The sequence below is a fragment of the Mitsuaria sp. BK041 genome (genome assembly GCF_014193085.1).
Classification (GTDB): domain Bacteria; phylum Pseudomonadota; class Gammaproteobacteria; order Burkholderiales; family Burkholderiaceae_C; genus Roseateles.
In genome coordinates, this window is the sequence record NZ_JACHYT010000001.1 from 1,380,145 (window position 1) to 1,406,782 (window position 26,638).

Consider the following 26,638-nt stretch of genomic DNA (forward strand, 5'->3'; position numbering starts at 1 on the left):
CAAATCCGCGGCATTGCGCCTGAGCAGGACACCCATAATGCGCGGTCGCCCGCCGGGCACCCCCGCGCCTTTGCGCTCCGCCGCGCCGCTCCCCGCATGAATCTGCTCCGCACCGCCTCCGTCGTCTCGATCTTCACGCTGTTGTCCCGCATCACCGGGCTGGTCCGCGAGCAGATGGTGGCCGGCCTGTTCGGCGCGAACGCGATGACCGACGCCTACAACGTCGCCTTCCGCATTCCCAACATGCTGCGGCGTCTGTTCGCCGAAGGCGCGTTCTCGCAGGCCTTCGTGCCGGCGCTGGCCGCGGCCCGCGCCAGGGACGGCGATGACGCCACCCGGCACCTGATCGACGCCGTCGCGACGGTGCTGCTGTGGGCGCTGCTGGTGACCTGCGTGCTGGGCGTGGTCGGCGCGCCGGTGCTGGTGTGGGCGCTCGGCGCGGGACTGTCCGCGCCCGCCCACGAGGCGGCCGTCGTGATGACGCGCTGGATGTTCCCCTACATCGGCTTCATGTCGCTGGTGGCGCTGTCGGCAGGCATCCTGAACACATGGAAGCGCTTCGTCGTGCCCGCGGTCACGCCGGTGCTGCTGAACCTGGCCTCGCTCGCCTGCGGCTACGGGCTGGCGCCGGTGCTGGAGCGCCATGGCTACGCGCCGATCTATTCGCTGGCGGTGGGCGTGATGGTGGGCGGCCTGCTGCAGCTCGCGCTGCAGGTGCCGGCGCTGGCGAAGATCGGACTGATGCCGCGTTTCGCGCTGGGCCTGTCCGGCCTGCGCCGCGCCGCCGCGGACGAGGGCGTGCGCCAGGTCTTGCGCAAGATGGGGCCGGCGCTGCTGGGCGTCGGCGTGGCGCAGCTTTCGCTGCTGATCAACACGCAGATCGCGATCGCGGTGGGCGAGGGCGCCGCATCCTGGCTGACGTACGCGGACCGGCTGATGGAATTCCCGATCGCGCTGCTCGGCGTCGCGCTGGGCGTGGTGCTGACGCCGCAACTGGCCGCCAGCACCGCCAAGGGCGAGACCGAGAAGTACTCGGGCCTGCTCGACTGGGGCCTGCGCCTGACGCTGCTGCTGGCGCTGCCCTGCGCGGTCGCGCTGGTGGTCTTCGCCGAGCCGCTGGTGGCGGTGCTCTATCAGCGCGGCGCCTTCCGGGCCGCCGACGTCACCAGCACCGCCCACGCGGTCATGGGCTACGGGCTCGGGCTGATGGGGCTGGTGTCGATCAAGGTGCTGGCGCCCGGCTTCTACGCGCGCCAGGACATGCGCACGCCGGTGCGCATCGCCGTCGGCGTGCTGGTGCTGACGCAGCTCTTCAACGCGATCTTCGTCTTCGGCTTGCAGATCGGCGTCGCCGGTCTGTCGCTGTCGATCGGCCTGGGGGCGGTGGTCAACGCGCTGCTGCTGCTGCGCGGGCTGCGCCGGCTGGGTACCTACACGCCGGAAGCCGGCTGGGCGCTGTTCCTGCTGCGCGTGCTGATCGCCAGCGCGGCGATGGGCGCGCTGCAGTGGTGGCTGGCCGGGCACTTCGCCTGGGTCGGCGGCAAGGGCTTCCACTTCGAGCTGGCGCGCGCCGGGTGGATGGCGTTGAGCCTCGGGGCGTCGGCCTTGCTGTATTTCGGCGTGCTGCTGTTGCTGGGCGTGAAGCTGCGCCACTTCGCGCGGCGGGCCTGATCGCCGGGCGCGAGTTTCCGGACCCGGGAACCGCGCCGATGACGCCGCCAGGCCAGGGCGTAGACTCGGGCGCATGAGTTCGCCCCTGCAGTGGACGGTGCCGTCGGCGCTGGACTATTTCTCGACGCTGGTTGCCGACGACGACACGCTGAACCTGGCCGAAGCCGCCGCCGCGATCGCGCTGGACGACGTCCCCCGGCTGGACGTGCAGCAGGTGATGGCGGAGCTGGACCGGCTCGGCGAGCGGCTGCGCCAGCGCCTGCCGGCCGACGCGCCGCCGAGCCACCGGCTCCGGATGCTCAACCAGTACTTCCATGGCGAGCTCGGCTTCGCGGGCAACGTCAACGACTACTACGCGATCGGCAACAGCTACCTGCACCAGGTGCTGGCGACGCGGCGCGGCATCCCGATCACGCTGGCGATCATCTACATGGAGCTGGCGGCCCATGTCGGCCTGCGGGTCAAGGGCGTCAGCTTCCCGGGGCACTTCCTGATGAAGCTGCGGCTGCCGCAGGGCGAGGTCGTGCTGGACCCGTTCAGCGGGCGCTCGCTGGGGCGCGGCGAGCTCGACGAGTTCCTCAGCCCCTGGCGCGAGCGCGCCGGGCTGATGCCGCAGGAGCCGATGTCGCTGGATGCCTTCCTGGGGACCGCGTCGCCGCGCCAGATCCTGGCGCGCATGCTGCGCAACCTCAAGCAGATCCACATGGACCGGCAGGACCTGCCCCGGCTGCTGGCCGTGCAGCGCAAGCTGGTGGCGCTGCTGCCGGGGGACCGCGTCGAGCAGGTCGAGCTGGAGCAGTGCCTGCAGCAGATCCGCGACGGCGAAGGCGGGCCGGCGACCTTCCACTGAGGCCCGGTTTCCCTGCCCGTCCTTCGCCGTCCCCCACCTCCGGGTGGTCAGCGGGGCGGGAGGGTGGGAGGCGCCGCTTAGAATCGCGCTCCTTGAGGGCCGGGGCCTGGCATCGCCGCCGGGTCTCCCTCCATCCAACGCTGAAGTGGTTTGAAGCAGATCCCGCTGTCGCTCGGTCCCGAGCCCGACTACACCTTTGACACGCTCCTCACCGGCGCCAACACTGCGGCCCTCACGCACGTGCTGGGGCTGGGCGCGGGTTCGCCGCCGGTCTTCCTGTGGGGGCCGCCGGGCAGCGGCAAGACGCACCTGCTGCGCGCGCTCGCCCAGCACTGGCAGCACGCCGGCGCGCAGGTCGGCTGGTACGACGCCGACACGCCGCTGCCCTGGGAGCTGCCCACCCATCCCAGCCTGCTGCTGCTCGACGACACGCAGCGCTTCGACGACGGCCGGCAGCATGCGGCCTTCGCGCTGTTCGTCGAGGCCGCGACGTTGGGGCTGGCGGTGGTCTCGACCGGCACCGCGCCGCCGGTGGACCTCGCGCTGCGCGAGGACCTGCGCACGCGCCTGGGCTGGGGCCCGACCTTCGCGCTGGTGCCGCTGTCCGAGGCCGAGGTGCGCGCCGTGCTGCGCCGCGAGGCCGACCGCCGCGGTATCGCGCTGACCGACGACGTCATCGACTACCTGCTCACCCGCTACGCCCGCGACCTCAAGCACCTGATGACGCTGCTCGACGGGCTGGACGAATTCGCCCTGGCCAGCAAGCGGGCCGTCACCGTGCCGCTGCTGCGCCAGATGCTCGCCGACCAGGGCGCGCCCGCCTGAGGCGCGTCGTGCCGCTGGTTGCAACGATTTCAAGGTTTTTCAAGGACATCACGTGGACCTGACCCTGTTCGACCTGGACGGCACCCTGATCCCGCAGGACTCGGATCACGCCTTCGGCGCCTACATGGTGGAGATCGGCTGGGCCGACGGCGCCGCCTGGGCGGCCCGCAACGACGAGTTCTACGCGCAGTACCAGCGCGGCGAGCTCGACCTGGACGAATACGTCGAGTTCGCCACCTCCGTCTGGCGCGCCCGTCCGCTGGCCGAGGCCGAGGCCGCCCGCGCCGAATTCATGAGCCGGGTCGTCGCGCCGATGTTGCGCGACAATGCGCGCGCACTGGTGCAGCGCCACCTGGATGCCGGGGATCTCGTGGTCGTGGTGACCGCGACCAATGAATTCGTGACCGCGCCGATCGCCCAGGCCTTCGGCATCGACCACCTGATCGCCGTGCAGCTGGAACGCGACGCGGCCGGCGCGTTCACCGGTCGCGTGCGCGGCACCCCGTCCTTCCAGGCGGGCAAGATCGTGCGCGTGAACGAGTGGCTGGCCGCGCAGGGCCGGCGCTGGGAGGATTTCGAGCGCGTGCATTTCTACAGCGACTCGATGAACGACCTGCCGCTGCTGGAGCGGGTCAGCCATCCGGTGGCGACCAATCCCACCGCGGCCCTCGAGACGCTGGCGCGCGAGCGCGGCTGGCCGATATTGAAGCTGTTCGAATGATTAAAAAACTGATCAACAAGCTGTTGGGCAAGCCCGAGGGGACCGCCACGCCGCTGGGCAAGCGGGTGGAAATCGCCGCCGAGGAGCACCGCATCGATCCGGCGCTGCTGGACGAGCGCGGCGTCAAGGTCGTCAAGGGGCTGACCGACGCGGGCTTCGAGGCCTACATCGTCGGCGGCGCCGTGCGCGACCTGCTGCTGGGACGCCGGCCCAAGGACTTCGACGTCGCCACCGACGCCACCCCGGAACAGGTCAAGAACCAGTTCCGCCGCGCCTTCATCATCGGCCGGCGCTTCCGCATCGTCCACGTGGTCTACGGCCGCGGCCGCGAGCACGAGGTCATCGAGGTCTCGACCTTCCGGGCGCTGCTCAAGGAGGACGATGCCGAGCAGGTGCAGGGCAACGAGAAGACGTCCAAGAGCGCGCTGGACGGCAAGTCGCACGTCGTCGACGCGTCCGGCCGGGTGCTGCGCGACAACGTCTGGGGCCCGCAGATCGAGGACGCCGCGCGCCGCGACTTCACCGTCAACGCGATGTACTACGACCCGCAGCGCGAGCTGGTGGTGGACTACCACGGCGGCCTGGCCGACGCGCGCAAGAAGGTGCTGCGCATGATCGGCGACCCCGAGACCCGCTACCGCGAGGACCCGGTGCGCATCCTGCGCGCGGTGCGCTTCGCCGCCAAGCTGGGGTTCACGATCGAGCCCAAGACGCGCGCGCCGATCGTGGCGATGGGGCCGCTGCTCGCGAACGTGCCGCTGTCGCGGATGTTCGACGAGATGATCAAGCTGCTGCAGACCGGCCACGCGCTGGCCAGCATCGAGGAACTGCGCAAGCAGGGCCTGGCGCGCGGCGTGTTCCCGATCCTGGACGCGGTGCTGGACAAGGACGGCGCGCTGCCCGACAACGTGCACGGCAAGTTCGTCCGGCTGGCGCTGGAGGACACCGACAAGCGGGTGGCCGAGGGCCGCTCGGTGGCGCCGAGCTTCATGCTCGCCTGCATGCTGTGGGGCGAGGTCCAGCAGCGCTGGCAGCGCCTGATCGACGGCGGCGAAGGGGCGGTGCCCGCGCTGCAGCAGGCCATCGACCTGGTCTTCGACGCGCGCGTGGGCGACATCTCCGGCCGCGGCAAGCTGGCCGCGGACATGCGCGAGATCTGGATGATGCAGCCGCGCTTCGAGCGCCGCACCGGCAGCGGGCCGCACCGCCTGATCGAGCAGCCGCGCTACCGCGCCGGCTTCGACTTCCTGGCGCTGCGCGCCGAGGCGGGCGAGATCGATCCGGCGCTGGCCGACTGGTGGGAGGACTTCGCGCTGGGCAGCGAGGACGACCGCCGCGCGCTGCTCGATCAGGCGCGCGAGACGCAGCGCCAGACCGGTCCGCGCAGCAAGCCCAAGGCGGGCGGCGGACGGGTGCATTCGGTGCCGCGCGGTTCGGTGGCGGCCGGCAACGTGCCGGCGGTGCCGGTGGCCGGTGAATCGGCCGCGGCCTTGCCCATCGATCCCGAGGCGATGGACGGGGAGGGCGGCGCGGCCCATCCGGCCAAGAAGCGCCGCCGTCGTCGCAAGCCGAAGTCGGCGGGTGCCGGCGAAGCGTCGAGCGCCGCGCCGGCGTCCTCCGCCGACGAATGATCACGGCCTACGTCGGCCTGGGCGCCAACCTCGGCGACCTGCGGCGCACGCTGGAGGCGGCGCTGGCCGACCTCGCCGACCTGAAGGACCTGAGCGTCGAGGCCGTCTCCGGCGCCTGGCGCAGCGCGCCGGTCGGCTGCGAAGGGCCCGACTATCTCAATGCGGTCGCGCGCGTGCGCACCGGCCTGGCCCCGCTGGCCCTGCTCGAGGCGCTTCAGGCGATCGAACAGCGCCACGGGCGCGAGCGGCCCTATGTCAACGCGCCGCGCACGCTCGACCTCGACCTGCTCCTCTACGGCGACGAGACCCTCGCACTCGAACGCCTGACCGTGCCCCATCCGAGGCTGCATCAGCGCGCCTTCGTCCTCAAGCCCTTGCTGGAGCTCGATCCGGCGTTGAGTGCGCCGGGACTGGGCGATCTGCGGAGCCATCTACCCGGCGTCGCCGACCAGGCGATCGAACGCGAGGACGAGCCGTTGCGCCGGCCCCATGGCCCGTTCGGGCCCCAGGCCGCTACACTTGCCGGTTTTCCGTGACACGGAAATGAACCATTTGTGACGATCCGGCGTGGATCGCACCGCGCGGAGCCTCCCCATGTTTTTCGGCAAGCTGCTGCCCCGTGAGGGCAATTTTTTTGAACTGTTCAATGAGCACGGCACGCAGATCGTGGAAGGCGCCCGCGCCTTCATGCTCATGATCCAGAACTACAACGACCTGACGCTGCGCGAGAAGTACGCCGCCGAGGTCGACAAGGCCGAGCACCACGCCGACCGCATCACCGCCGAGGTGAACCGGCTGCTGCACCGGACCTTCATCACGCCGATCGACCGCGAGCAGATCCACGGCCTGATCAACGCGATGGACGACATCCTGGACCTGCTGCAGGACTCCAGCGAAACCATGCAGCTCTACGACGTGCGCTCCATCCCCGACGAAGTGCTGCGCCTGGGCGAGCTCTCGGCCAAGTGCTGCGAGCGCGTCAAGCATGCCGTCACGCTGCTGCCCAAGCTCAGCGAGCCGCACACCGCCGAGGCCGCCATCAAGGCCTGCGAGGAGATCGACAAGCTCGAGTCCGATGCCGACCGCGTGATGCGCGCCGCGATGTCCAAGCTGTTCCGCGAGCAGGAGGACGTGCGCGAGCTGATCAAGCTCAAGGCCATCTACGAGCAGCTGGAGTCGATCTCCGACCGCTGCGAGGACGTGGCCAACCTGATCGAGGGCATCGTCCTCGAGAACTCCTGATCCGATAGCGGAGCGTCTGCTATGGGAACGATGCAGGTGGCCTTCTGGGTCGTGGCCATGCTGGTGGTGCTGGCCATCGCCTTCGACTTCATGAACGGCTTCCACGATGCGGCCAACTCGATCGCGACGGTCGTCTCGACCGGCGTGCTCAAGCCGCAGCAGGCCGTGCTGTTCGCGGCCTTCTTCAACGTGATCGCGGTGCTGTTCTTCGAGCTGAAGGTGGCGGCGACGATCGGCAAGGGCTCGATCGACGCGGGCATCGTCGATCACCATGTGATCTTCGGCGCGTTGATCGGTGCGATCGCGTGGAACGTGATCACCTGGTTCTACGGCATCCCGTCGAGCTCCTCGCACGCGCTGATCGGCGGCCTGGTGGGCGCGGCGATCGCGAAGGCGGGCACCAAGGGGCTGATCATGAGCGGCATCGGCAAGACGGTGCTGTTCATCTTCGTGTCGCCGCTGCTGGGCTTCCTGCTCGGCTCCTTGCTGATGGTGGCGGTGGCCTGGCTGTTCCGCCGCAGCTCGCCGCTACGCGTGGACAACTGGTTCAGACGGCTGCAGCTGGTCTCGGCCGGCCTGTACAGCCTGGGTCACGGCGGCAACGACGCGCAAAAGACGATCGGCCTGATCTGGATGCTGCTGATCGCGTCGGGCTACGCGGGTGCTGGCGAGCACTCGCCGCCAACCTGGGTGATCGTCGTCTGCTACCTGGCCATCGGCCTGGGGACCATGTTCGGCGGCTGGCGCATCGTCCGCACGATGGGGCAGAAGATCACCAAGCTCAAGCCGGTGGGTGGCTTCTGCGCGGAAACCGGCGGAGCGATCACGCTGTTCCTGGCCACCGCGCTGGGCATCCCGGTGTCGACGACGCACACGATCACCGGCGCCATCGTCGGCGTGGGCTCGACGCAGCGCGCGTCGTCGGTGCGCTGGGGCGTGGCCGGCAACATCGTCTGGGCCTGGATCTTCACGATCCCGGCGTCGGCCTTCATCGGCGGACTGTTCTACTGGATCAGCTTCACGCTGTTCTGAGCGGGCTGGGGCGGGCTGCGCTCGCGGGCGGCTACTGGCTGATCTCGCGGGCGGCTTCGACCTGGGATTCGAAATAGCGCTGCGCCGAGAACGCGATGGTCGCCATCAGGCAGGCGCCGCCCACCATCAGGCAGGCGATGACGCCGAGGATCGGCAACCAGCCGGTCTTGCGCACCGGCTGGCCCGGATTGAAGCGCTCGGCCCAGCGCTCGTCCGGCATCAGGCCGTAGACGATGCCGGCCAGCATGCTCTGCGCCAGCATCAGCCCCAGCAGCGGAATCAGGAACCAGGCCACGACGTCGTCCTGGCCCAGGGTGTCCATCCGGTGGATGCCATACAGCCCCAGCAGCGTCGGCAGCGGGTGCAACCAGCCCAGCCGGTCGCCGAAGCCGTGGAGATAGAAGCGGTGCGCCCCGAGGCTGCCAAGCGCGAAGCTCAGCCAGGTGGCCACGGTCTTGGACTTGGCGTCCGCGCCGCCGCCGTCGGTCGGGGCGAGGGCGCTCATGCGGCGGGCGTCGGGTCCGGGGTGGCCGGCGAGGTCGCCGGGGCGGCGCCGGTGGGCGAGCTGGTGTCGCCCTGGCCCAACTGACGCTGCATCAGCACCACGTCCAGCCACTTGCCGAACTTCCATCCGGCGGCCTTCATGATGCCGACATCCTCGAAGCCATGGCTGCGGTGGACGCCGATGGAGCCCAGGTTCTGCGAATCGCCGATGACGGCGATCATCTGCCGCGCGCCGGCGGCTTCGCAGCGCGCGATCAACTCCGCCAGCAGCAGCCGGCCGACGCCTTGTCCCTGCGCCTGCGGCGCGAGGTAGATCGAGTCCTCGACGAAATAGCGATAGGCCAGCCGCGGGCGGAAATAGTTGGCATACGCGTAGCCGAGCACCTGTCCTTCACGCTCCGCGACCAGGTAGGGCAGGCTGCGGCTGAGCACCTCGGTCCGGCGGCGGGCCATCTCGGCGCGATCGGGGACCTCGGTCTCGAAAGTGCCAGTGCCGTGCAGCACCGCGTGTTCGTAGATCTGCTGGATCGCGGCGATGTCGCCTTCCAGGCTGGGGCGGATCAGGAGCGGGGAGGAACTGCTGGTGGTTGTCGTCATTGGGAGAGGAGGACAAAGCGTCAAGAGCGAGTTTATAATGCCGGGTTTTGGCGCTGGCCCCTGGGTGTGGCTGTCACGCTTCGAAGCTTCCTGATCCGGGGCTGAGGGGGCGAAGGACGGACCGGGGGCGTATCTACGGTGCCAGCTGCCGACCTGTCCCGGGGACTCGATGCGCGACACACGCGCTCCCCGCACGGAACGGTCGGTTCATTGTCTGCTTGCCCCTGTGTGTCTCCCTGGTGCGGTGGAACGCTCAAAACCTGAAGGATAGATCATGGTCGTGATTCGACTCTCCCGCGGTGGCTCCAAGAAGCGTCCGTTCTACAACATCGTCGTGACCGACAGCCGCAACCGCCGCGACGGCCGCTTCATCGAGCGCGTCGGCTTCTACAACCCGGTCGCCTCCGGCAATGCCGAAGGCCTGCGCGTCTCGCAAGACCGCGTGTCGTACTGGGTGGGCGTGGGCGCCCAGCTGTCGCCGGCCGTCGCCCGCCTGGTCGATGTGTCCAAGAAGGCTGCCGCTCCGGCCGCCGCTGCTGCCTGATCCTCGGATCGCAGTGATGAAGCAGGCGCCTGACGACGTGATCGAGTCCTCCCCGGCCTTTCCGGAAGACGCCATCGAAGTCGGGCGCGTGCTGGACGCCTGGGGCATCAAGGGCTGGCTGAAGATCCTCAGCCACTCCGCCGATGCCCAGGCGCTCTTCGCCTCTCGCCGCTGGTTCCTGAAGCCCAGCGAGAAGGCCCTGCCGGGCAAGCCGCATGTCGTGCCGCCCGTGCTCAAGATCCTGGCTGTCCGCGACCACGCGGACGGCATCGTCGCCCAGGTGGAAGGCGTGGCCGACCGCAACGGCGCCGAAGCGCTCAAGGGCGCCCGCATCTTCGTCTCGCGCAGCGTGTTCCCCGAGACGGACGACGGCGAGTTCTACTGGGTCGACCTGATCGGCATGTCGGTCGTCAACAAGGACGGCACGACGCTGGGCGAGGTGATCGACCTGATCGACACCGGCCCCCACTGCGTGCTGCGCATCCTGCCCGCCGGCAAGACCGCACCGGTCAAGCCCGATGAAGAGATCCTGATCCCGTTCGTGAACGCCTATGTCGGCGACGTCGACAAGGCCGCGCGGGTCATCCCGGTCGACTGGGACCTCGACTACTGAAGCCGCGGGCCTGACTGCCCATGCGCTTCGACGTTCTCACCCTGTTCCCCGAACTCTTCGACCCCTTCCTGCGGGTCGGCGTGACGCGTCGCGCCTATGAGAGCCGGCAGGTCGACGTGCGTCTGTGGCAGATGCGCGATTACGCCGAGGACAACTACCGCCGCGTCGACGACCGCCCGTTCGGCGGCGGTCCCGGCATGGTGATGCTGGCCGCGCCGCTGGAGCGCGCGCTGGCTGCCGTGAAGGCCGATCGTGCCACCACCCATCCGGGCGTGCCCGCGGTGATCCATTTCAGCCCGACCGGCCGCCGGCTCGACCAGGCGCTGGCGCGCGAGTTGGCCGTGGGCGAGGGCGCCATCCTGCTGTGCGGCCGCTACGAAGGCATCGATCAGCGCGTGCTGGACCGCCACGTGACGATGGAGATCAGCCTGGGTGACTTCGTGCTGTCGGGCGGCGAACTGCCGGCGATCGCGATGCTGGACGCCATCGCCCGCTTGCAGGACGGCGTGCTCAACGATGCCGCCTCGCACCAGCAGGACAGCTTCTCCGACGGCCTGCTGGACTGCCCGCACTTCAGCCGCCCCGAGGTCCTGGAGACGCCCGAAGGACCGTTGCCGGTGCCGCCGGTGCTGCTGTCCGGCCACCATGCCGAGATCGCGCGCTGGCGCCGCGAGCAATCGCTGGCGCTGACCCTGGCGCGTCGCCCGGAGCTGATCGAGGCCGCGCGCCGCGACGGTCGGCTCGACAAGAAGGACGAGAAATTCCTCGCCTCGCTCGCCGGTGGGACGGCTGTCAGGCCGCACAAAGTTTGACGGTCGCCCGCCCACGTCTATAATCGCCGGTTTTGCCGATCCTCTACCGGGCTGATGGGGCAAGGGCAGTACAGGACCAAGGGAAACCAGGGTCCAGGGTGCTGTTGGTTGAATCCCCACGCGGGCGGCGCCGAAGAAGTCTTTCGATGGCGGCCAGTCCTGGAATCATCCTGATTCGCGCCGGCACGATCACCAGGAGATCCTCGTGAATCTGATCCAGACCCTCGAGCAAGAAGAAATTGCTCGCCTGAACAAGACCATCCCCGCGTTCGCCCCCGGCGACACCGTGATCGTCAACGTGAACGTCGTCGAAGGCACCCGCAAGCGCGTGCAGGCCTACGAAGGCGTGGTCATCGCCCGCCGCAACCGCGGTCTGAACTCCAACTTCATCGTCCGCAAGATCTCGAGCGGCGAAGGCGTGGAGCGTACCTTCCAGCTGTACAGCCCCCTGATCGCCTCGATCGAGGTGAAGCGCCGCGGCGACGTCCGTCGCGCCAAGCTGTACTACCTGCGTGAGCGTTCGGGCAAGTCGGCGCGCATCAAGGAAAAGCTGTCCTTCAAGGCAGCCGAGTAATCCTTCGGCGCACGCCCCCTCAAAGCCGCTCCAAGGCCCTGCCCGGAGCGGCTTTGTCGTTTCTGGCGTCCAATCGGGGCTTCGCGCCCCGGGCGCCCACGAACAAGTCCGGCTCACCGGACGATCCCGCCGCATGTCGACGCCTTCCCCCAGCCGTTCCGCCATCAAGGATCCCCGCGTCGTTCCCGTCGCCGGCACCGATGCCCACCTGCCGGCCGTTCCGCCGGAGCGCCTGACCCCCGCCTGGCTGCGCCAGCGCTTCCTTCACCCGCCCGACATCGATCCGGAGATTCCCGGCGACGGCGGCATCTTCCCCGGCCGCATCACGACTCAGGCGGCGGTGCTGGTGCCGCTGGTCCAGCGGGCGTCCGGCCTGCAGGTGCTGCTGACGCAGCGCACCGCGCACCTGCGCGACCACGCCGGCCAGGTGAGCTTCCCCGGCGGCCGCGCCGAGCCCGAGGACGGCTCGCCCGAGCGCACCGCGCTGCGCGAGGCGCAGGAGGAGATCGGCCTGGACGAGCACCACGTCGACCTGATCGGCCAGTTGCCGGTCTACCGCACGGTGACCGCCTACGAGGTCACCCCGGTGGTCGCGCTGGTGCGGCCGGACTTCTCGCTGCGGCTGGACGCGTTCGAGGTGGCCGAGGCCTTCGAGGTGCCGCTGGCCTTCCTGATGAACCCGGCCCACCACCAGCGCCACAGCTTCGAGTACGAGGTCCCTGGCACGGACGGCCCGCTGATGGGACGACGCCAGTTCCTCTCCATGCCGTGGACGGGGCCAGGTCTTGCGGTCTCGAACGCGGACCCCGACGTCGCCCTCACCGCGGCCAGTCCGAAGGAGTTCTTCATCTGGGGCGCGACGGCGGCGATGTTGCGCAATCTCTACCGCTTCCTGCAGGTCTGACGCCCGCTATCATCCCGGGCCATGAACTTCTTCGCGGTCTTGCTGGCGCTGGTGTGCGAGCAGCTCAAGCCTCTGCCGCACGGGAACCCGGTCCACCAGGGCATGATCGCCTGGGTGCGCTGGACCGGGCGCAACTTCGACGCGGGACGGTCGCATCACGCGGCCGTCGTGTGGACGATCACCGTCGTCGGCCCGGCGCTGCTGGTCGGCGCGATCTACGCGCTGGTGCGCCCCTACAGCCTGCTGCTGTCGCTGGCGCTGGACGTGCTGGTGCTCTACCTGACGCTGGGCTTCCGCCAGTTCAGCCACTACTTCACCGACATCCGCGACGCGCTCGAGCGCGGTGACGAGCTCGAGGCCCGTCGCCTGCTGGCCGAGTGGCGCCACCTGGATGCCAGCGAGCTGCCGCGCACCGAGCTGCTGCGGCATGTGCTGGAGCACTCGCTGCTGGCGGCGCACCGGCATGTCTTCGGTGTCTTCTTCTGGTTCGTGCTGTTCTCGACACTGGGCCTGGGGCCGGCCGGCGCGGTGCTGTACCGGATGGCCGAATTCGCCGGCCGCTACTGGGCCTTCAAGAGCCGCACGCTGGACGCGCCGACCAACGAGCGCCTGATGGCGCTGTCGCGCAAGCTGTTCGGCATGATCGACCACATCCCGGCGCGCCTGACGGCGACCGGCTTCGCCATCGTCGGCAACTTCGAAGAGGCGGTGAACGCCTGGCGTCGCGACGCGGCGCTCTGGGCGCATGACAACGAGGGCATCATCCTGGCCTCCGCGGCCGGCGCCGTCGGCGTGCAGCTGGGCGGCAGCGCCGCGCCGGGCGTGACCCCCGACCGCAGCAAGACCTTCGAGTCCGGCGGCGACATGGACGCCACCCGCGCCGAGGGCTCGACCGGCGGCGTGCCGCCGCAGCTGGGCCACCTGCAGAGCGTCGTCGGCCTGGTCTGGCGCTCGGTGGTGCTGTGGATGATGCTGCTGGCGCTGCTGACGCTGGCGAACCTGGTCGGCTGAACGACGCTCAGGCGTCGCGCACGTCGGCGAGCACCTGCTGGCCGAAGTCGTCGCGCGCCAGGAAACGCAGCACGCGCGTCGCGGTGTCCTCGGCGCTGACGAGCTGGCCCTCGGCCTTGAACGCGGCGAAGCGGTCGCGGTCCGGGAACTTCGACGCATCGCCACCGCGCAGCTGCGCCTGCATGTCGGTGTCGATGATGCCTGGCGCCAGTGACACGACACGCGCCGCCCGCTCGCCCTGCGCGGCCTTGTGTTCCTCGTCCAGCGCCATCGCGCGGCTGAGGTTGTCCATGCCGGCCTTGGCCGCGCAGTACAGGGCGCTGCCGGCCATCGCGCGGCGACCCAACCCGGACGAGATGTTCAGCACCTTGCGCGCCGCCGGCCAGTCGCGCGTGGCGTCGAGGAAGGCGGCGCTCAGCAGCACCGTGGCCTCCAGGCCGACGCGCAGCGCGGCGGACAGCACCTCCAGCGATTCCCCGTCGATCGGTCCCGGCGGCGTGACGACACCGGCGTTGTTGATCAGCGTGGCCGAGCGCCAGTCGCGCGGCTGCGTGCGCAGCCAGTCGGCCAGGTGCCGCGCGATCGCCAGCGGCGCGGACAGGTCCGCCTGCCATTGCTGCAGCGGCAGGCCGCGCTCGTGGGCGAAGCGCTCCAGCGCCTCGCTGCGCCCGCGGGCGATGCCGACCACCAGGTGACCGGCCGCTAGCGACTGGCGCGCCAGCGCTTCGCCCAGGCCGCGGGAACTGCCGGTGATCACGGTGAGGGCGGTGGGGGCGTTCGGGACGCCGGGGGCGTCGGGGGAAGGGGACATGACGAGGACTCCTGGGTCGGACGGCGCAAGGGGCGCTCAGAACGCGGGGGGCGAATGCAGCGACAGCGGCGGCGCGTCGAGCACCGCCGGCAAGCGCAGGTCCCGCGCGTGCAGCAGCAGGCGCGGCGCGCGGGCAAGGATCTCGGGCGGCGCGTACAGCGCGTCGCCGAGGATGGGGTGGCCGGCGGCCAGCAGGTGCACGCGCAGTTGGTGCGAGCGCCCGGTGACCGGCTCCAGCTCGACGCGTGTGGTGCCCGCGGCGAGGTCGCGATGCAGCACCCGCACCCGTGTGAGGCTGGGTTTGCCGCGCTCGGCATCGACCATCTGGCGCGGCCGGTTGGGCCAGTCGACGATCAGCGGCAGGTCGATCTCGAACGCATCGCGCGCGACCAGGCCGTGCACCACGGCCTCGTAGCGCTTGTCGACGAGCCGGGCCGCGAAGGCCTCGCTGAGCGCACGCTGCATCGCCTCGCCGCGGGCGAAGACGATCAGCCCGGAGGTCGACTGGTCCAGTCGATGGACGATCAACGCATCGGGCCAGCGCGCCGCGACACGGGCCCAGGCGCAATCCTGCTTGTCCTCGCCGCGACCCGGCACCGACAGCAGGCCCGACGGCTTGTCGACGACGACACGATGGTCGTCCGCGTGCAGCAACTGCGGGTCGAGGTGGGCGAAGGCCGAGGGCGAGGGCAAGGGCGACATGAGGGGAATCGGGACGCCGGTTCCGGCGCGCGTCAGAACTGGTGGATCCAGCCGGACTGCAGCGCCGATTGGGGATTCGATCCAGCGGCGCTGACCGCGGCGAGCGCTTCCGCCGCCGGCATGCCCAGGCGCTTGAGCACGCAGGCCGCCATCGTGCCGGTGCGGCCCATGCCGGCGGCGCAATGCAGCAGCGCGCGGTCGCCCATGCGCAGGCCCTGCGCGATCTGCTCCACCCCTTGCCGGAAGGCGGCGGCATCCGCGGCGAGGCCGAAGTCGCGCATCGGCACATGCAGCCAGCGGAACGGCATCCGGCCCTGCGCGACCGCCTTGTGATACGCCGGCGACAACTCGGCCACCTCCTCCAGCGGATTGAGGCAGACCAGCATGTCGAGCCGGTTCAGCCGCGCCTCGTCGAGGAAGGCGCTCCAGGGCTCGCGGCGGCCCGGCATCGACTGCAGCCAGAGCCGGCCGGGGACGTCATCGGGAAGGGGCAGGGGTCGGAAAGCCATGGGCGCGATTGTCGGGTCTCCCTGCGGTGAAGAGTGTTAATAAACAAACTGTTTATTAAATCGATGAGCGGCGCGATCATGGCGCAACGACAGCAAGCACAAGGAGCTCGCCATGATCAAGATCCAGGGCCTCGACCACCTCGTCCTGCGGGTGCGGGACCTGTCCGCCTCGCTGCACTTCTACGTGGACCTGCTTGGCTGCACGGTCGAGCGCCGCCAGGACGCGATCGGCCTGGTGCAGCTGCGCGCCGGCGCGCAGCTGATCGACCTCGTGCCGCTGGACGGCAAGCTCGGCAGCGCCGGGGGCGCGGGGCCGGGCGCGGAGGGGCGCAACGTCGACCACTTCTGCCTGCGGGTCGAGTCGCTGGACGAGCCCGCGCTGCGCCGCTGGCTGACCGAACGCGGCGTGCGCGTCGATGCCTACGGCTCGCGCTACGGTGCCGAGGGCGACGGCCCGTCGCTGTACCTGTTCGATCCGGACGACAACGAGCTCGAGCTCAAGGGGCCGCCCTGGCCGGCGGGCCTGCACGAGGCGCTGGACCAGTCGGTCCGTTTCGGCCCGATGTACGGCACCGAGGCGATGCCGCTGTTCAACCACCTGCCGATGGCGCTGGGCGCGTTGGCGCGGCTCGGCGCGCCGCGCGCGGCGTTGCAGCGGCAGATCGACCACTGGGCGCCGCTGTCGCGCCCCGCCGTGGCGGACGACACGCCCGTCCCGACGGTGGAGGAGGCCTTGCTGCGCGTGCTGGACGCGCCCGAGGCGCAGGCCTTCCATGTCGCGATCCGGCTGGCCTACGCGCTGCAGTCGGGGCATGCGAAGGAACTGGACGCGGCGCTGCGGACGACGGTGGGATTGACGTCGCCGCTCGGCGCGCCGGTGCCCTCGGGCCAGGGCAGCGCGCGCCTGCGCGACGTGATCGACGCGGTGCGCGCCGATCCGGCGATGGCCATGCCGGCGATGCCGGGCAGCCTGATCACGACCCGCATGCAGCACGCGGCGGCGCTGCCCGGCTTCGCCGCCTACGTCGAGCGTCCGCGCCTGACGCTGGACGACCTGGCCGAGGCCTCGCTGGCGGTCTACCTGGCGCGGCACCAGTTCGCCGCCTTGCACCTGGTGACCGGCACCCATGCGCTGCGGGTGCTGCTGGCGGCGGTGGCCTCGCGCGGTCTGGTCGTCGACGAAGGCCAGGTCCTGCGCAGCGTCTGGCGCGCCTGGCTGGGCACCTACCTGTCGGACCAGCGGCCGGCGCCGGCCTGGGCGCTGGTGCATGCGGGCAGCGCGTCCGAGGACGACTGGACGCGCGAGCTGCCCGCGCTGCAAGGGTCCATGAACGACCACCGCATCAAGGTCGCCGACGCCGCCCGCGAGGAGTGGCGCCATCGCGGCTGGCCCGGCTATGCCTTGTGCCTGCGCCGGGAAGGGGCCGCACAATGAGCGCCGTGCTGTCCTCGTCCGCGTCCCCTTCCGCCTCACCGGCGCCGCTGCGCCATCCGCACCTGCTGCTCTGGGCCGTCTGCGCGCTCGCGCTGATGAGCACCGCCGGCGTCGCGCTGCCGTATCCCATCCTGGCGCCGATCTTCGTCGGCGGACCGGTGGATGACTTCACCCACTTCCTCGGCCTGCGGCCCGAGCTGTTGATGGGCCTGGCGCTGGCCGTGAATCCCGCCGGCATCCTGGTCGGCAGCCTGTTCGTGGGGCCGATGTCCGACCGCTACGGGCGCCGCCGCGTGCTCGGCATCACCATCACCGCGACGCTGGTCGGCTACGGGTTGAGCGCCTTCGCGCTGGCCTCGCGGGACTATCCGCTGTTCGTGCTGTCGCGCTTCGCGACCGGGCTGACCGAGGGCAATGTGGCGGTGGTGCGGGCGCTGCTGGCCGACTGGCATCCGCAGCTGGAGCGCACCCGCAGCTTCGCCTGGCTCAACGCGAGCCTCTACATCGGCTGGCTGGTCGGCCCGCTGCTGGGTGGCCTGACGCTGCCCTGGGGCGAGGCGGTGCCCTTCATCGTCGCCGCGGTCGTGCTGGTGCCCTGCCTGGTGCTGCTGGGCCTGGGGCTGCCGGACGACCGGCCGGCGGCGCGGCCGCAGGGCGGCCTGCTGGCGGCGATGCGGCGCCAGCAGTCGCTGGGGCTGGTGGTGCAGGACCCGGTGCTGCGGCATCTCGCGCTGCTGCAGCTGGCCTACACGCTGGGGGTCAATGCGCTGTACGAGTTCGCGCCGTTGTGGATGCTGCAGCAGGCCGGGCTGGGCAGCCGAGGGATCGCGCTGGTCACGGCGGTGCAGTGCGCCGCGATGACCGCGGCCAGCCTCTTCGCGGCCCGCATCGGCTCGGGGCCGACGCCGCTGCATCGCGCGGCGCGCTTCGCGGTGGTGGCGGCGATCGGGCTGCTGGCGCTGAGCCTGGCGCCGTCGTGGCTGGGGCTGGCGCTGATCCCGCTGCTGGGCGTGCCGCTGTCGTTCTACAACGCGCTGATGCCGGCGTGGATGTCGGAGCGCTTCGCCGCGCATGGCCAGGGCCGCGTGATGGGGCTGCTGACGACGGTGTTCTGCCTGTCCAACACGCTGATCGCGCTGATCGGCGGCGCGCTCGGGATGCTCTCGGCGCGCTGGATCATGCTGCTGGGCGGTGCGACCTGCCTGCTGGCGGCGATCGGTTTCATCCGCTTCGCGAGGCGCCATTCATGAGCCAGGGCAACGAGGACCGGCTGCTGTTCGAGCTCAAGAGCCGCGGCCCGCAGCCGGCAGCCGCGCTGGCGGCGGCGCTGGCGATCACGCCGATGGGCGCGCACAAGCTGCTTGCGCGGCTCCAGGAGCAGGGGCTGGTCGATGCGCGCGACGAGCGCCGCGACATGCGGCTGTTCGGCGAGGGCGTGGAGGAGGGCGAGGGCATGGCCGGGACCCTTCGCGGCGTTGAGGGCAGCGGCACCGACGAGCCGGGCGCCGCGCCGCGGCCGGGGCGGCCGCGCAAGCTCTGGGCCCTGACGGAGGCCGGGCACGGCCGCTTTCCTGATCGACATGCCGACCTGACGCTGCAACTGATCCAGCAGGCGCGTGCGGTGTTCGGCGACGCGGGGCTGGACCAGCTGATCTCCGCCCGCGAGCGCGACAGCGAGCAACGCTATCGCGCCGCGCTCGCGCGCTGCCGCACGACCGGCGACAAGGTCCGGGAGCTCGCCCGGCTGCGTGCGGAGGAGGGCTACATGGCGCGCGCCGAGCGCGCGGGCCGCGACTGGCTGCTGGTGGAGGACCACTGCCCCATCTGCGCCGCGGCGCGGAGCTGCCAGGGCTTCTGCCGCTCGGAACTGGCGCTGTTCCAGCGCTGCCTGGGACCGGCGCTCGCGGTCGAGCGCACCGAGCACCTGCTCGCCGGCGCGCGGCGCTGCGCGTATCGGATCAAGGCGGTCAAGGAAGAGGTCGCGGCGGATTGATCCGAGGACTGCCACGGCAGTCCTCGAATCGGTGTTCACGACACGATGTACGCCGCCGCTCCGGCGGCCAGCAGCCGCCCCTGTTCATCGGTGAAGGCCATGCGCGTGTTGGCGACGCGGCTGCCCAGCCGCATGACCTCGGCCTCGCAGCGGAAGACGGCGCCGATGGCCGGGCGCAGGTAGTCCACGCGCAGGTCGATCGTGCCGAGCTTGGCGAAGCGCTGCAGCCGCTGCTGCGGCGCCTCGTCGAGGTGGCGCGCGCCGGTGGCGGCCATCACCGCCAGACCGCCCATCGCGTCCAGCGTCGCGCTGATCACGCCGCCGTGGAGCCGGTTGTGGGCGTAGTGGCCCACCAGATCCGGCCGCATCCGGATGTGGGCCCGCACGATCTCATGCTGCAGCTCGTCGACCTTCAGCCCCAGCACCTGGTTGAAGGTGATCAGCCGCTCGAAGATCTCGCACAGCGCCTCGGTGAACTCCGGCTCGAACGGGCTCTTCACGCCAGTCGGCGCGGCGCCCGGGTCGTCGTGGATCGCGTCGGACGCGGTCCCGGCGGGGCCGGCCTTCGATTCATGCTTCGCATCGGTCATGAGCGCGGACCATAGCGCAAGCCCGCCCGCCGCAGGAGAGCGCTCCCCCTAGCCGCGCCTGACGCCGAGGTGACACGGCGACCCCGGCCCGCATCGGGTCGTTGACGCTTCGGCACAATGCGCGCCATGAGTGACCTGAGCGACTCCACTTCCCCCGCGACGTCCGCCGATGCCGGCACGGCCCGCCCCGACGGCTTCCAGCGCGTGTGTGCCGCCTTGCGCGCCCTGTCCCACGAGCACGAGCCGCGCTGGCTCGAGGTCTCGGCCCGCAGCTCGCAGGAAGCGGCCGACGCGCTGGGCGTGGCGCTGGGCCAGATCGCCAAGAGCGTCGTGTTCCGGCGCAAGGCCGACGACGCGGCCGTGCTGGTGATCGCCTCGGGCGACAAGCGCGTCGACGAGCGCAAGCTCGAGGCCCACACCGGCAAGCTCGGCCGTGCCGATGCCGACTACGTGAAGGCGCGCACCGGCTTCTCGATCGGCGGCGTGTCGCCGCTGGGCTTCCAGCCGAGCTACGCCGCCGACGGCGACCCCGCGCCGCCGCTGCTCTTCATCGACCAGGAACTGTTCCGCTTCGATGCCATCTGGGCCGCGGCCGGGCATCCGAATGGCGTGTTCCTGATGTCGCCGCCGCAGCTCGTGGCGCTGACCGGCGCGCCGGTGATCGAGGTGACGCAATGACCGCCCCGACCGCGCTGCCAGCGGGCGTCGACGCCCCGGTCACCGCCGAGAACGCGCGGCGCACGCCGGAAGGGCGGGTGGCCTCGCCCTGCATCAACATCTGCAAGATGCATGAACCCACCGCGCTGTGCCGCGGCTGCGCGCGCACGATCCCCGAGATCGCCGGCTGGAGCAAGTCCGACGACGCGGACCGGATCCGGCTGCTCAACCTGTTGCCGCAGCGCCGCGCGCTGCTGGCCGCGCACGGCGCGCTCGCGACCGAGCCGCCGCGCGGCTGATTCCGCGGGCCGCCGCGCCCGCGCGCTCCCCGATCCGCGCCCGCGCCGCCAGCGACGGGCCCTCGATCCCCACGACGGCGACCGGCATCGGCGCCAGCAGGAGACCTGACCGTGCACACGATCGACTTCTACTTCGACCCGATCTCCCCGTACGCCGCGCTGGCCTTCGAGCGCCTGCCCGAGGCGCTGGCCGGGCGCAGCGTGGCGGTGCGCTACCTGCCGATCGTGTTCGGCGCGATGCTCAAGTCGCTCGATCACAAGGGCCCGGCCGAGATCCCCGGCAAGCGCGACTGGACCTACCGCCAGGTGCTGTGGCAGGGCCACCGGCTCGGCGTGCCGCTCGATCTGCCGGCGGCGCATCCGTTCAACCCGCTGCCGCTGCTGCGGCTGCTCTGGGCCACCGCACCGGCCGGACAGACGCCGGGCCGCCACGCCGTCGAGCAGGTGCTGCGCCACGTCTGGCGCGGCGGCCAGGACGCGGCCGACCCGGCGCGCCTGGCGGCGCTGGCGGCGGAACTCGCGCCCCAGCGCGATCCGGCGTCCGACGAGGTCAAGGCCGCGCTGCGCGAGGCCACCGACGCCGCCCTGGCGCGCGGCGTCTTCGGCGTGCCGACGATGGCCGTCGCCGACAAGCTGTTCTGGGGCCTGGACGCGATGGACATGGTGACCGCGTACCTCGACGGCGACGCCTGGTTCGACGGCCCCGCCTGGACGGCCGCGGCGACGCTGCCGGTGGGGGTCCGGCGCAGCTGATTCGAGCTAGCAAACATGGGTAGGGACATACCCTTTGATGCGGCGCACAGGCTTCGAAATTCCGCATCGAGAAATCCCGACTCCGGGTTACGCCGGAGTTTGTCAGCCTGAGGCAAGGATGCCGTCAGAAACGGGTCAGAGCGCGCTCGGATAGTCCCGCCCCAAGGGCCATCGGTCGATGGTTCTGGGAATCGAGGAGACAACCCCATGGCAACTGCAAGCGCAGTGACCACCAATGCGCCGATGACAGCGGAGGAGAAGAAGGTCATCTTCGCCTCGTCGCTGGGTACGGTGTTCGAGTGGTACGACTTCTACCTGTACGGCTCGCTCGCCGCGATCATCGGCAAGCAGTTCTTCACCGGCCTGGATCCCACGGCCCAGTTCATCGCCTCGCTGATGGCCTTCGCCGCCGGCTTCATCGTGCGTCCGTTCGGCGCGCTGGTGTTCGGCCGCCTGGGCGACATGATCGGCCGCAAGTACACCTTCCTGGTGACCATCCTGATCATGGGCCTGTCGACCTTCATCGTCGGCGTGCTGCCCACCTATGAAACCATCGGTCCCGCCGCCGCGGTGATCCTGGTCGGCCTGCGCCTGCTGCAAGGCCTGGCGCTGGGCGGCGAGTACGGCGGTGCCGCGACCTACGTCGCCGAGCACGCCCCGCACGGCAAGCGCGGCGCGTACACCTCGTGGATCCAGACCACGGCGACGCTGGGCCTGTTCCTGTCGCTGATCGTCATCCTGGGCACCCGCACGGCGCTCGGCGAGGCGACCTTCGCGGCCTGGGGCTGGCGCATCCCGTTCATCGTCTCCATCCTGCTGCTGGCCATCAGCGTGTGGATCCGGCTGTCGATGAACGAGTCGCCCGCCTTCCAGAAGATGAAGTCCGAGGGCAAGACCTCCAAGGCGCCGCTGTCCGAGTCCTTCGGCCAGTGGAAGAACCTGAAGATCGTGCTGCTGGCGCTGTTCGGCCTGGTCGCCGGCCAGGGCGTGGTCTGGTACACGGGCCAGTTCTACGCGCTGTTCTTCCTGCAGAGCGTGGTCAAGGTCGACCCGGCCGCGGCCAACATCATGGTGGCCGTCGCGCTGCTGATCGGCACGCCGTTCTTCGTCGTGTTCGGCACGCTGTCGGACCGCATCGGCCGCAAGCCCATCATCATGGCCGGCCTGCTGCTGGCGATCCTGACCTACTTCCCGCTGTTCAAGGCGCTGACCAACGCGGCCAACCCGGACCTGGCCAAGGCCCAGGCCACCGCGCAGATCACGCTGACGACCGACCCGGCGCAGTGCTCCTTCCAGGGCAGCCCGGTGGCGCGCGACGTGGACTTCACCACGCCCTGCGACATCGCCAAGCGCGCGCTGGCGCAGGCCGCGGCGAACTATGAGACCGTGCCCGGCGCCGCCGGCTCCGGCCAGGTGAAGGTGGGCGACAAGGTCATCGAGGCGCCCAGCGCCACGCTGACCGCGGGCGGGCACAAGTTCGACGAGGACAGCACCAAGAAGATCGCCGCGTTCAAGAAGGAACTGGGCGAGGCGATGAAGGCGGCCGGTTATCCGTCCAAGGCCGATCCGGCCAAGATCAACACGCCGCTGGTGGTCGCGATCCTGAGCGTGCTGGTGCTGTACGTGACCATGGTCTACGGCCCGATCGCCGCGATGCTGGTCGAGCTGTTCCCGACCCGGATCCGCTACACCTCGATGAGCCTGCCGTACCACATCGGCAACGGCTGGTTCGGCGGCCTGCTGCCGTCGATCAGCTTCGCGATGGTGGCCCAGAACGGCAACATCTATCACGGCCTCTGGTACCCGATCGGCATCGCCGCGCTCACCCTGGTGGTCGGCCTGCTGTTCGTGCGCGAAACCAAGGACGTGGACATCTACGCCCGCGACTGAACGCGCGGCACGGACGAGGGACGCGGCGCGCGGCGCCCGTCCCCTCGACGACCAGGGCGGCCTTCGGGCCGCCCTTTTTCATGGCGCCGGCGGCCGGTCCGGTCGCCCCTGCGATGGCCTTTGCGATCGCCTTTGCGATGGCCCGCATCGGCGCGGCCGAAGCGGCGCTCAGCCTGATGTCAGGCTGGCTTTCCACAATGGCCGCCAACCCGGTCGACCGTCGTGACCGGCAACCTCAAGAAGGAAACTCGCAGCCATGTGGAAACTCGTCCTTGGATTCATCGTCTTCGCCGCGGTGGCCCTGTTCGTGCTGATGAAGAGCGGCGGCAACATCGACCTGACGGGCGAGAAGCACGATGTGACCGGCGGCCACGTCGATCAGGCGGCGAGCGACGCGGCCTCGGCCGCGATCGCGGCGGCGTCCGCCGCGCTGCCCACCCAGGCGGCTTCGGCGGCCGCGTCGGGCGCTTCGCAGTAAACGTAGGCGGCGTCGGCGACGTCCGCGACGTCCGCGAACGGAGGACGGATCAGGCGATCCGTTCCTCGCCGGTGGCGCGCAGCGGCGCGTCGACCGGCAGGCGCATCACCATGCGCGTGCCTTCCTCGGGCTGCGAGATCACCTCGATCTGCCCGCCCAGCACATTCGTCACGATGTTGTGGACGATGTGCATGCCCAGGCCCGAGCCGCCCTTGCCGAGCTTGGTCGTGAAGAACGGATCGAAGATGCGCCGCACGACCGAGGCGTCCATGCCGCGCCCGTCGTCGCTGACGCTGAGCTCCACCTGGCCGTCGTCGAGCCGGTGGCAGCTGACGGTCACCTGGCCGCGCTCGCTGCCCTCGAAGGCATGCACCAGCGCATTCATCAGCAGGTTGGTCAGCACCTGGCCGAGCGCGCCGGGATAGCTGTTCATGCGCAGGTCTTCCCGCAGCTCGGTGACGATGCGCAAGGGCGTGTGCTTGAAGCTGGGCTCGACCATGACAAGCACGTCCTCGACCACCTGGCTCAGCTCGAAGTCGCGGCGCGTGTCGCTGGTCTGGTCGATGGCGACCTGCTTGAAGTCGCGCACCAGGTCGGCGGCCTTCTGCACGTTGCGGTGCAGGATGTCCTGGCCGCGGCGCGTGTCCTTGACGAGTTCCTCGAGCTGGCTGCGGCGCATCGGCGTGTTGTCGGCCAGCATGCGGTCGAGCTTGTTCCAGCGGTCCTCCAGCGCGGAGACCACGGTCAGCGCGTTGCCCAGCGGCGTGTTCAGCTCATGCGCGACGCCGGCCACCAGGCGGCCCAGCGAAGCGAGCTTCTCCGACTCCACCAGCTCGCGCTGCGCGGTCTTGAGGTTGGCCAGCGCCTGCGTCAGCTCGGCGTTGGCCTCGGTCAGCTGCGCGGTGCGCTGCGCCACCTGGTCCTCGAGCGTGCTGGCATGGCCGCGCAGGTCGTCGAAGGCCTTGAGCAGCGCCAGCCGCATGCGCTCCATCGCCTTGCCGACGCGCGCGATCTCGTCCTCGCCGCCGAGCTCCAGCGGCTTGTCGAGCTGGCCGGAGGCCAGTTCGTCGGCCGCGCCGGACAGGCGATCGATCGGGCGCAGCACGCGGCGCTGCATGACGACCAGGATCAGCGCCAGCGACACCGTCAGCGTCAGCAGGCTGCGCCACAGCGCGTTCCACAGGTCGGCGCGCTTGCGCGCCATCAGCGGCTCGGCGCTCATGACGACGGTGAGCTTGGCGATCTCGCGGCCGTCGCGCATCACCGTGCGGGTCTCGCTGAGCGTCATCGCGTCGTCGGGCGAGCCGCGGTGGAACTCGACGAAGGCCTGCTGGGCGGAGTTCTCGGTCACGACGACCGAGACGAAGCGCGGGTCCTCCACTTGCGCCTTGACCATGGGTTCGGCCAGGTCGGGCGAGACCTGCCAGATCGGCTCGGCCAGCGACAGCGCCAGCACCTCCGACACGCGCGACAGGTCGCGCTGCAGGTCCTCCATCACGACGCGGCGGCTGAGCTGCTGCTCGTACAGCAGCACGCCGCCGGTCGGCAGGGCCAGGCCCACCAGCAGCGCCAGGATCACGGCGCTGCGCAACGAAGTCTTCATCAGGGCCACGTCCGTCCCTCTGTCCCACCCTTGTGACGGCCGATGATACGCACCGGGGAAGGCGGCCTCATGCGGCGAAACGCTCATCCGCGGCCAGCACGGTGACCCGGTTGCGGCCCTGCGCGCGGGATGAGCGCAGCGCCTGGTCGGCGCGGCCGAGGAAGTCGCGCGCCGTCTCGCCGTCGCCCAGCTGCGTGACGCCCAGCGAGAGGCTGAGCCGGCGCTCCGCGTCCGCCTGCAGCTGCCCGACGCCGTGCCGCAGCTGCTCGGCCAGGGTGTAGGCCTCGTGCAGGCCGGCGCCCGGGATCAGCAGCGCGAACCCGTCGTCTTCCAGGCGCGCGGCCAAGTGGTGGCTCTGCGCGATGCTGCGCACCGTGTTGGCGACCTGGCGCAGCGCCTCGTCCAGGCGCGCCGGGCCGAGGCGCTCGCGCAGGGCGGCGAAGTCGTCCACGTCGCCGAGCAGCAGGCAGGGCGCGGTCGGCGTGCCGGCCTCGGGGCAACGCACGCAGTCGGCCAGGGCGCGGTCGAAGCCGCGGCGGTTGCTCAGCCCGGTGAGCGGATCCAGCAGTGCCTCGCTGCGGGCGCGGTGGACCTCCTGGCGCAGCGTGGCCACCTCCTGGCGGCTGGCCTCCAGGCGAGTCGCCAGGCTGTCGACCGCGTGGCGCATGTCCCGCGTGCCCTGCAGCGCGGCGGCCAGCACCGCCACGTGCTGGCCCGGCGCGGCCTCGCGCAGCGCGCGCTCCCAGCCCTGCAGCGCGCGTGCGTAGTGCTGCACCTGCTGGCCGGCCTGGTCGGTGCAGTCGGACACGCCGCGCAGCACCTCGCCGACGTCCCGCGCCAGCGTCGCGGCCATCTGCTCGTCCAGCTCGGCGATGTGCCGGCGATAGAGCGCCCAGGTCTGCGGCTCGTCCAGCGTCGCGCCGTCCTGGGTGAGGTTCATCAGTTCGCGGCTCAGCGCGCCGTTCATCGCGGTCACGTGCTCGTACCAGACCGCGTAGGTGACGGGGTGCAGCGCCGCGCGCTGCCTCGACATCAGCGGCAAGGCGGCGCGCAGCGCCTGCGCGCTGGCGGCGATGCTCTCGGTGTATCTCATGCAGGGTCCCTCTCAGGTCCGAGGCCTTGTCGCGCCCGTCGGCGCGCTGCCCCTTGTCGTTGCCATCCCCACGGCGCTCCCGCTCGATGGCGGCAGGCGCTTCCGGTCATCGGCGTGCGGGGGCAGGTCTTGAGCACGCCACCGCACGGCGGCGGCAGGCGGCACAACTATTCACGCGGGAAGGGACAGGGGAGGGGACACGAGCGCGGCGCGCGTGGCACCAGCGGCTCGGCGAGGGCGAAGGGCGAGGACGACGGGCGCGGTGCGGACAGGGACGAACGGCTGGCAATCATC

Annotated in this window: 30 protein-coding genes and 1 pseudogene; 23 read left to right on the top strand and 8 right to left on the bottom strand. The window is 70.7% G+C overall.

What is annotated here, in order from left to right; all coding sequences use genetic code 11:
- Positions 1-96: 96 nt before the first annotated feature.
- The 8 genes from murJ (at position 97) to FHT38_RS06060 (ending at position 7,972) form a co-directional block, all read left to right on the top strand.
- Positions 97-1,671, top strand: coding sequence for a murein biosynthesis integral membrane protein MurJ (murJ, locus tag FHT38_RS06025; RefSeq protein ID WP_183490665.1), 1,575 nt, complete (start codon positions 97-99; stop codon positions 1,669-1,671).
- Positions 1,672-1,744: 73 nt separating this feature from the next.
- A complete protein-coding gene (locus tag FHT38_RS06030; RefSeq protein ID WP_091723472.1) occupies positions 1,745-2,521 on the top strand; it encodes a SirB1 family protein in 777 nt (258 codons plus the stop codon).
- A gap of 150 nt (positions 2,522-2,671) precedes the next feature.
- Positions 2,672-3,346, top strand: a complete 675-nt coding sequence (locus FHT38_RS06035) for an HdaA/DnaA family protein (protein WP_091723475.1) — start codon at positions 2,672-2,674, stop codon at positions 3,344-3,346.
- Between the two features lie 52 nt (positions 3,347-3,398).
- A complete protein-coding gene (locus tag FHT38_RS06040) occupies positions 3,399-4,067 on the top strand; it encodes an HAD family phosphatase (protein WP_091723477.1) in 669 nt (222 codons plus the stop codon).
- A complete protein-coding gene (pcnB, locus tag FHT38_RS06045) occupies positions 4,064-5,698 on the top strand; it encodes a polynucleotide adenylyltransferase PcnB (protein ID WP_183490667.1) in 1,635 nt (544 codons plus the stop codon). Before FHT38_RS06040 ends, pcnB begins: the two co-directional genes overlap by 4 nt.
- Positions 5,695-6,234, top strand: a complete 540-nt coding sequence (gene folK / locus FHT38_RS06050; protein ID WP_183478649.1) for a 2-amino-4-hydroxy-6-hydroxymethyldihydropteridine diphosphokinase — start codon at positions 5,695-5,697, stop codon at positions 6,232-6,234. The genes pcnB and folK overlap by 4 nt, the downstream gene beginning before the upstream one ends.
- A 58-nt stretch (positions 6,235-6,292) precedes the next feature.
- Entirely contained in the window at positions 6,293-6,940 is a 648-nt protein-coding gene (locus FHT38_RS06055) for a DUF47 domain-containing protein (RefSeq protein WP_091723483.1), read from the top strand.
- A gap of 21 nt (positions 6,941-6,961) precedes the next feature.
- Complete coding sequence (locus FHT38_RS06060) at positions 6,962-7,972, top strand: inorganic phosphate transporter (protein WP_147239749.1); 1,011 nt, start codon at positions 6,962-6,964, stop codon at positions 7,970-7,972.
- A 31-nt stretch (positions 7,973-8,003) separates the two neighbouring features.
- Here the strand turns inward: FHT38_RS06060 and FHT38_RS06065 are convergent, their stop codons facing one another.
- The gene (locus tag FHT38_RS06065) at positions 8,004-8,477 is read right to left on the bottom strand and encodes an NINE protein (protein WP_183490669.1); all 474 of its coding nucleotides are present in this window, start codon (positions 8,475-8,477) and stop codon (positions 8,004-8,006) included.
- On the bottom strand, positions 8,474-9,073 hold the full coding sequence (locus tag FHT38_RS06070) for a GNAT family N-acetyltransferase (RefSeq protein WP_183490671.1): 600 nt from the start codon (positions 9,071-9,073) through the stop codon (positions 8,474-8,476). The genes FHT38_RS06065 and FHT38_RS06070 overlap by 4 nt, the downstream gene beginning before the upstream one ends.
- Positions 9,074-9,347: 274 nt before the next feature.
- Here FHT38_RS06070 and rpsP point away from each other — a divergent pair, with 274 nt between their 5' ends.
- The 6 genes from rpsP (at position 9,348) to FHT38_RS06100 (ending at position 13,531) form a co-directional block, all read left to right on the top strand.
- Positions 9,348-9,617 (top strand): 30S ribosomal protein S16, encoded by a 270-nt coding sequence (rpsP, locus tag FHT38_RS06075; protein ID WP_091723493.1) that lies wholly within the window; start codon positions 9,348-9,350, stop codon positions 9,615-9,617.
- Between the two features lie 16 nt (positions 9,618-9,633).
- Positions 9,634-10,230, top strand: coding sequence for a ribosome maturation factor RimM (gene rimM / locus FHT38_RS06080; protein WP_183478652.1), 597 nt, complete (start codon positions 9,634-9,636; stop codon positions 10,228-10,230).
- A gap of 20 nt (positions 10,231-10,250) precedes the next feature.
- The gene (trmD, locus tag FHT38_RS06085) at positions 10,251-11,042 is read left to right on the top strand and encodes a tRNA (guanosine(37)-N1)-methyltransferase TrmD (RefSeq protein ID WP_183490673.1); all 792 of its coding nucleotides are present in this window, start codon (positions 10,251-10,253) and stop codon (positions 11,040-11,042) included.
- 205 nt (positions 11,043-11,247) lie between these two features.
- On the top strand, positions 11,248-11,616 hold the full coding sequence (rplS, locus tag FHT38_RS06090) for a 50S ribosomal protein L19 (protein ID WP_091723501.1): 369 nt from the start codon (positions 11,248-11,250) through the stop codon (positions 11,614-11,616).
- Positions 11,617-11,749: 133 nt separating this feature from the next.
- Entirely contained in the window at positions 11,750-12,520 is a 771-nt protein-coding gene (locus tag FHT38_RS06095; protein WP_183490675.1) for a CoA pyrophosphatase, read from the top strand.
- A 21-nt stretch (positions 12,521-12,541) separates the two neighbouring features.
- Positions 12,542-13,531 carry a CobD/CbiB family protein gene (locus FHT38_RS06100; protein ID WP_091723506.1) on the top strand — a complete coding sequence of 330 codons (990 nt, stop codon included), beginning with the start codon at positions 12,542-12,544 and terminating at the stop codon, positions 13,529-13,531.
- A 7-nt stretch (positions 13,532-13,538) separates the two neighbouring features.
- Here the strand turns inward: FHT38_RS06100 and FHT38_RS06105 are convergent, their stop codons facing one another.
- The 3 genes from FHT38_RS06105 to FHT38_RS06115 are packed head-to-tail and all read right to left on the bottom strand — an operon-like array spanning position 13,539 to position 15,553.
- Positions 13,539-14,342, bottom strand: a complete 804-nt coding sequence (locus tag FHT38_RS06105) for an SDR family NAD(P)-dependent oxidoreductase (protein ID WP_091723509.1) — start codon at positions 14,340-14,342, stop codon at positions 13,539-13,541.
- A gap of 36 nt (positions 14,343-14,378) precedes the next feature.
- Positions 14,379-15,044, bottom strand: a complete 666-nt coding sequence (locus FHT38_RS06110) for an RluA family pseudouridine synthase (RefSeq protein WP_183490677.1) — start codon at positions 15,042-15,044, stop codon at positions 14,379-14,381.
- Between the two features lie 32 nt (positions 15,045-15,076).
- Positions 15,077-15,553, bottom strand: coding sequence for a tyrosine-protein phosphatase (locus FHT38_RS06115; protein ID WP_183490679.1), 477 nt, complete (start codon positions 15,551-15,553; stop codon positions 15,077-15,079).
- A 112-nt stretch (positions 15,554-15,665) separates the two neighbouring features.
- On the opposite strand from FHT38_RS06115, the pseudogene FHT38_RS25260 reads away from it, so the two are divergent.
- The 4 genes and pseudogenes from FHT38_RS25260 to FHT38_RS06130 all read left to right on the top strand — a co-directional run.
- A pseudogene (locus FHT38_RS25260) lies at positions 15,666-16,070 on the top strand (VOC family protein); the annotation flags it as partial.
- Between the two features lie 468 nt (positions 16,071-16,538).
- Entirely contained in the window at positions 16,539-16,988 is a 450-nt protein-coding gene (locus FHT38_RS25265) for a questin oxidase family protein (protein ID WP_255488748.1), read from the top strand.
- The gene (locus FHT38_RS06125; protein WP_183478655.1) at positions 16,985-18,238 is read left to right on the top strand and encodes an MFS transporter; all 1,254 of its coding nucleotides are present in this window, start codon (positions 16,985-16,987) and stop codon (positions 18,236-18,238) included. Before FHT38_RS25265 ends, FHT38_RS06125 begins: the two co-directional genes overlap by 4 nt.
- Positions 18,235-18,981: a metalloregulator ArsR/SmtB family transcription factor gene (locus FHT38_RS06130; RefSeq protein ID WP_183490683.1), complete on the top strand. Its 747-nt coding sequence runs from the start codon at positions 18,235-18,237 to the stop codon at positions 18,979-18,981. The genes FHT38_RS06125 and FHT38_RS06130 overlap by 4 nt, the downstream gene beginning before the upstream one ends.
- Positions 18,982-19,016: 35 nt before the next feature.
- On the opposite strand, the gene FHT38_RS06135 is transcribed toward FHT38_RS06130, so the two are convergent.
- A complete protein-coding gene (locus FHT38_RS06135; RefSeq protein WP_183490685.1) occupies positions 19,017-19,571 on the bottom strand; it encodes a thioesterase family protein in 555 nt (184 codons plus the stop codon).
- 126 nt (positions 19,572-19,697) lie between these two features.
- Here FHT38_RS06135 and FHT38_RS06140 point away from each other — a divergent pair, with 126 nt between their 5' ends.
- The 5 genes from FHT38_RS06140 (at position 19,698) to FHT38_RS06160 (ending at position 23,648) form a co-directional block, all read left to right on the top strand.
- Positions 19,698-20,249: a YbaK/EbsC family protein gene (locus FHT38_RS06140; RefSeq protein WP_183490687.1), complete on the top strand. Its 552-nt coding sequence runs from the start codon at positions 19,698-19,700 to the stop codon at positions 20,247-20,249.
- Entirely contained in the window at positions 20,246-20,527 is a 282-nt protein-coding gene (locus tag FHT38_RS06145) for a DUF1289 domain-containing protein (RefSeq protein WP_183490690.1), read from the top strand. The genes FHT38_RS06140 and FHT38_RS06145 overlap by 4 nt, the downstream gene beginning before the upstream one ends.
- A 111-nt stretch (positions 20,528-20,638) precedes the next feature.
- Complete coding sequence (locus FHT38_RS06150) at positions 20,639-21,280, top strand: 2-hydroxychromene-2-carboxylate isomerase (RefSeq protein ID WP_183490691.1); 642 nt, start codon at positions 20,639-20,641, stop codon at positions 21,278-21,280.
- A gap of 207 nt (positions 21,281-21,487) precedes the next feature.
- A complete protein-coding gene (locus tag FHT38_RS06155) occupies positions 21,488-23,170 on the top strand; it encodes an MFS transporter (protein WP_217648391.1) in 1,683 nt (560 codons plus the stop codon).
- Between the two features lie 256 nt (positions 23,171-23,426).
- Complete coding sequence (locus FHT38_RS06160; RefSeq protein WP_147241729.1) at positions 23,427-23,648, top strand: hypothetical protein; 222 nt, start codon at positions 23,427-23,429, stop codon at positions 23,646-23,648.
- 49 nt (positions 23,649-23,697) lie between these two features.
- On the opposite strand, the gene FHT38_RS06165 is transcribed toward FHT38_RS06160, so the two are convergent.
- Together FHT38_RS06165 and FHT38_RS06170 are read right to left on the bottom strand one after the other, a co-directional pair.
- Positions 23,698-25,251, bottom strand: coding sequence for an ATP-binding protein (locus tag FHT38_RS06165; protein ID WP_183478660.1), 1,554 nt, complete (start codon positions 25,249-25,251; stop codon positions 23,698-23,700).
- A gap of 67 nt (positions 25,252-25,318) precedes the next feature.
- Complete coding sequence (locus tag FHT38_RS06170; protein WP_183490693.1) at positions 25,319-26,344, bottom strand: GGDEF domain-containing protein; 1,026 nt, start codon at positions 26,342-26,344, stop codon at positions 25,319-25,321.
- Between the last annotated feature and the right edge of the window lie 294 nt (positions 26,345-26,638).

Bases quoted from the DNA above. Each gene is read 5' to 3' on its own strand.
- murJ (WP_183490665.1), top strand. From the start codon at position 97: ATGAATCTGCTCCGCACCGCCTCCGTCGTCTCGATCTTCACGCTGTTG.
- FHT38_RS06030 (WP_091723472.1), top strand. From the start codon at position 1,745: ATGAGTTCGCCCCTGCAGTGGACGGTGCCGTCGGCGCTGGACTATTTC.
- pcnB (WP_183490667.1), top strand. From the start codon at position 4,064: ATGATTAAAAAACTGATCAACAAGCTGTTGGGCAAGCCCGAGGGGACC.
- folK (WP_183478649.1), top strand. From the start codon at position 5,695: ATGATCACGGCCTACGTCGGCCTGGGCGCCAACCTCGGCGACCTGCGG.
- FHT38_RS06055 (WP_091723483.1), top strand. From the start codon at position 6,293: ATGTTTTTCGGCAAGCTGCTGCCCCGTGAGGGCAATTTTTTTGAACTG.
- FHT38_RS06060 (WP_147239749.1), top strand. From the start codon at position 6,962: ATGGGAACGATGCAGGTGGCCTTCTGGGTCGTGGCCATGCTGGTGGTG.
- FHT38_RS06065 (WP_183490669.1), bottom strand. From the start codon at position 8,477: ATGAGCGCCCTCGCCCCGACCGACGGCGGCGGCGCGGACGCCAAGTCC.
- FHT38_RS06070 (WP_183490671.1), bottom strand. From the start codon at position 9,073: ATGACGACAACCACCAGCAGTTCCTCCCCGCTCCTGATCCGCCCCAGC.
- rpsP (WP_091723493.1), top strand. From the start codon at position 9,348: ATGGTCGTGATTCGACTCTCCCGCGGTGGCTCCAAGAAGCGTCCGTTC.
- rimM (WP_183478652.1), top strand. From the start codon at position 9,634: ATGAAGCAGGCGCCTGACGACGTGATCGAGTCCTCCCCGGCCTTTCCG.
- trmD (WP_183490673.1), top strand. From the start codon at position 10,251: ATGCGCTTCGACGTTCTCACCCTGTTCCCCGAACTCTTCGACCCCTTC.
- FHT38_RS06095 (WP_183490675.1), top strand. From the start codon at position 11,750: ATGTCGACGCCTTCCCCCAGCCGTTCCGCCATCAAGGATCCCCGCGTC.
- FHT38_RS06100 (WP_091723506.1), top strand. From the start codon at position 12,542: ATGAACTTCTTCGCGGTCTTGCTGGCGCTGGTGTGCGAGCAGCTCAAG.
- FHT38_RS06105 (WP_091723509.1), bottom strand. From the start codon at position 14,342: ATGTCCCCTTCCCCCGACGCCCCCGGCGTCCCGAACGCCCCCACCGCC.
- FHT38_RS06110 (WP_183490677.1), bottom strand. From the start codon at position 15,044: ATGTCGCCCTTGCCCTCGCCCTCGGCCTTCGCCCACCTCGACCCGCAG.
- FHT38_RS06115 (WP_183490679.1), bottom strand. From the start codon at position 15,553: ATGGCTTTCCGACCCCTGCCCCTTCCCGATGACGTCCCCGGCCGGCTC.
- FHT38_RS25265 (WP_255488748.1), top strand. From the start codon at position 16,539: ATGCAGCACGCGGCGGCGCTGCCCGGCTTCGCCGCCTACGTCGAGCGT.
- FHT38_RS06125 (WP_183478655.1), top strand. From the start codon at position 16,985: ATGAGCGCCGTGCTGTCCTCGTCCGCGTCCCCTTCCGCCTCACCGGCG.
- FHT38_RS06130 (WP_183490683.1), top strand. From the start codon at position 18,235: ATGAGCCAGGGCAACGAGGACCGGCTGCTGTTCGAGCTCAAGAGCCGC.
- FHT38_RS06135 (WP_183490685.1), bottom strand. From the start codon at position 19,571: ATGACCGATGCGAAGCATGAATCGAAGGCCGGCCCCGCCGGGACCGCG.
- FHT38_RS06140 (WP_183490687.1), top strand. From the start codon at position 19,698: ATGAGTGACCTGAGCGACTCCACTTCCCCCGCGACGTCCGCCGATGCC.
- FHT38_RS06145 (WP_183490690.1), top strand. From the start codon at position 20,246: ATGACCGCCCCGACCGCGCTGCCAGCGGGCGTCGACGCCCCGGTCACC.
- FHT38_RS06155 (WP_217648391.1), top strand. From the start codon at position 21,488: ATGGCAACTGCAAGCGCAGTGACCACCAATGCGCCGATGACAGCGGAG.
- FHT38_RS06160 (WP_147241729.1), top strand. From the start codon at position 23,427: ATGTGGAAACTCGTCCTTGGATTCATCGTCTTCGCCGCGGTGGCCCTG.
- FHT38_RS06165 (WP_183478660.1), bottom strand. From the start codon at position 25,251: ATGAAGACTTCGTTGCGCAGCGCCGTGATCCTGGCGCTGCTGGTGGGC.
- FHT38_RS06170 (WP_183490693.1), bottom strand. From the start codon at position 26,344: ATGAGATACACCGAGAGCATCGCCGCCAGCGCGCAGGCGCTGCGCGCC.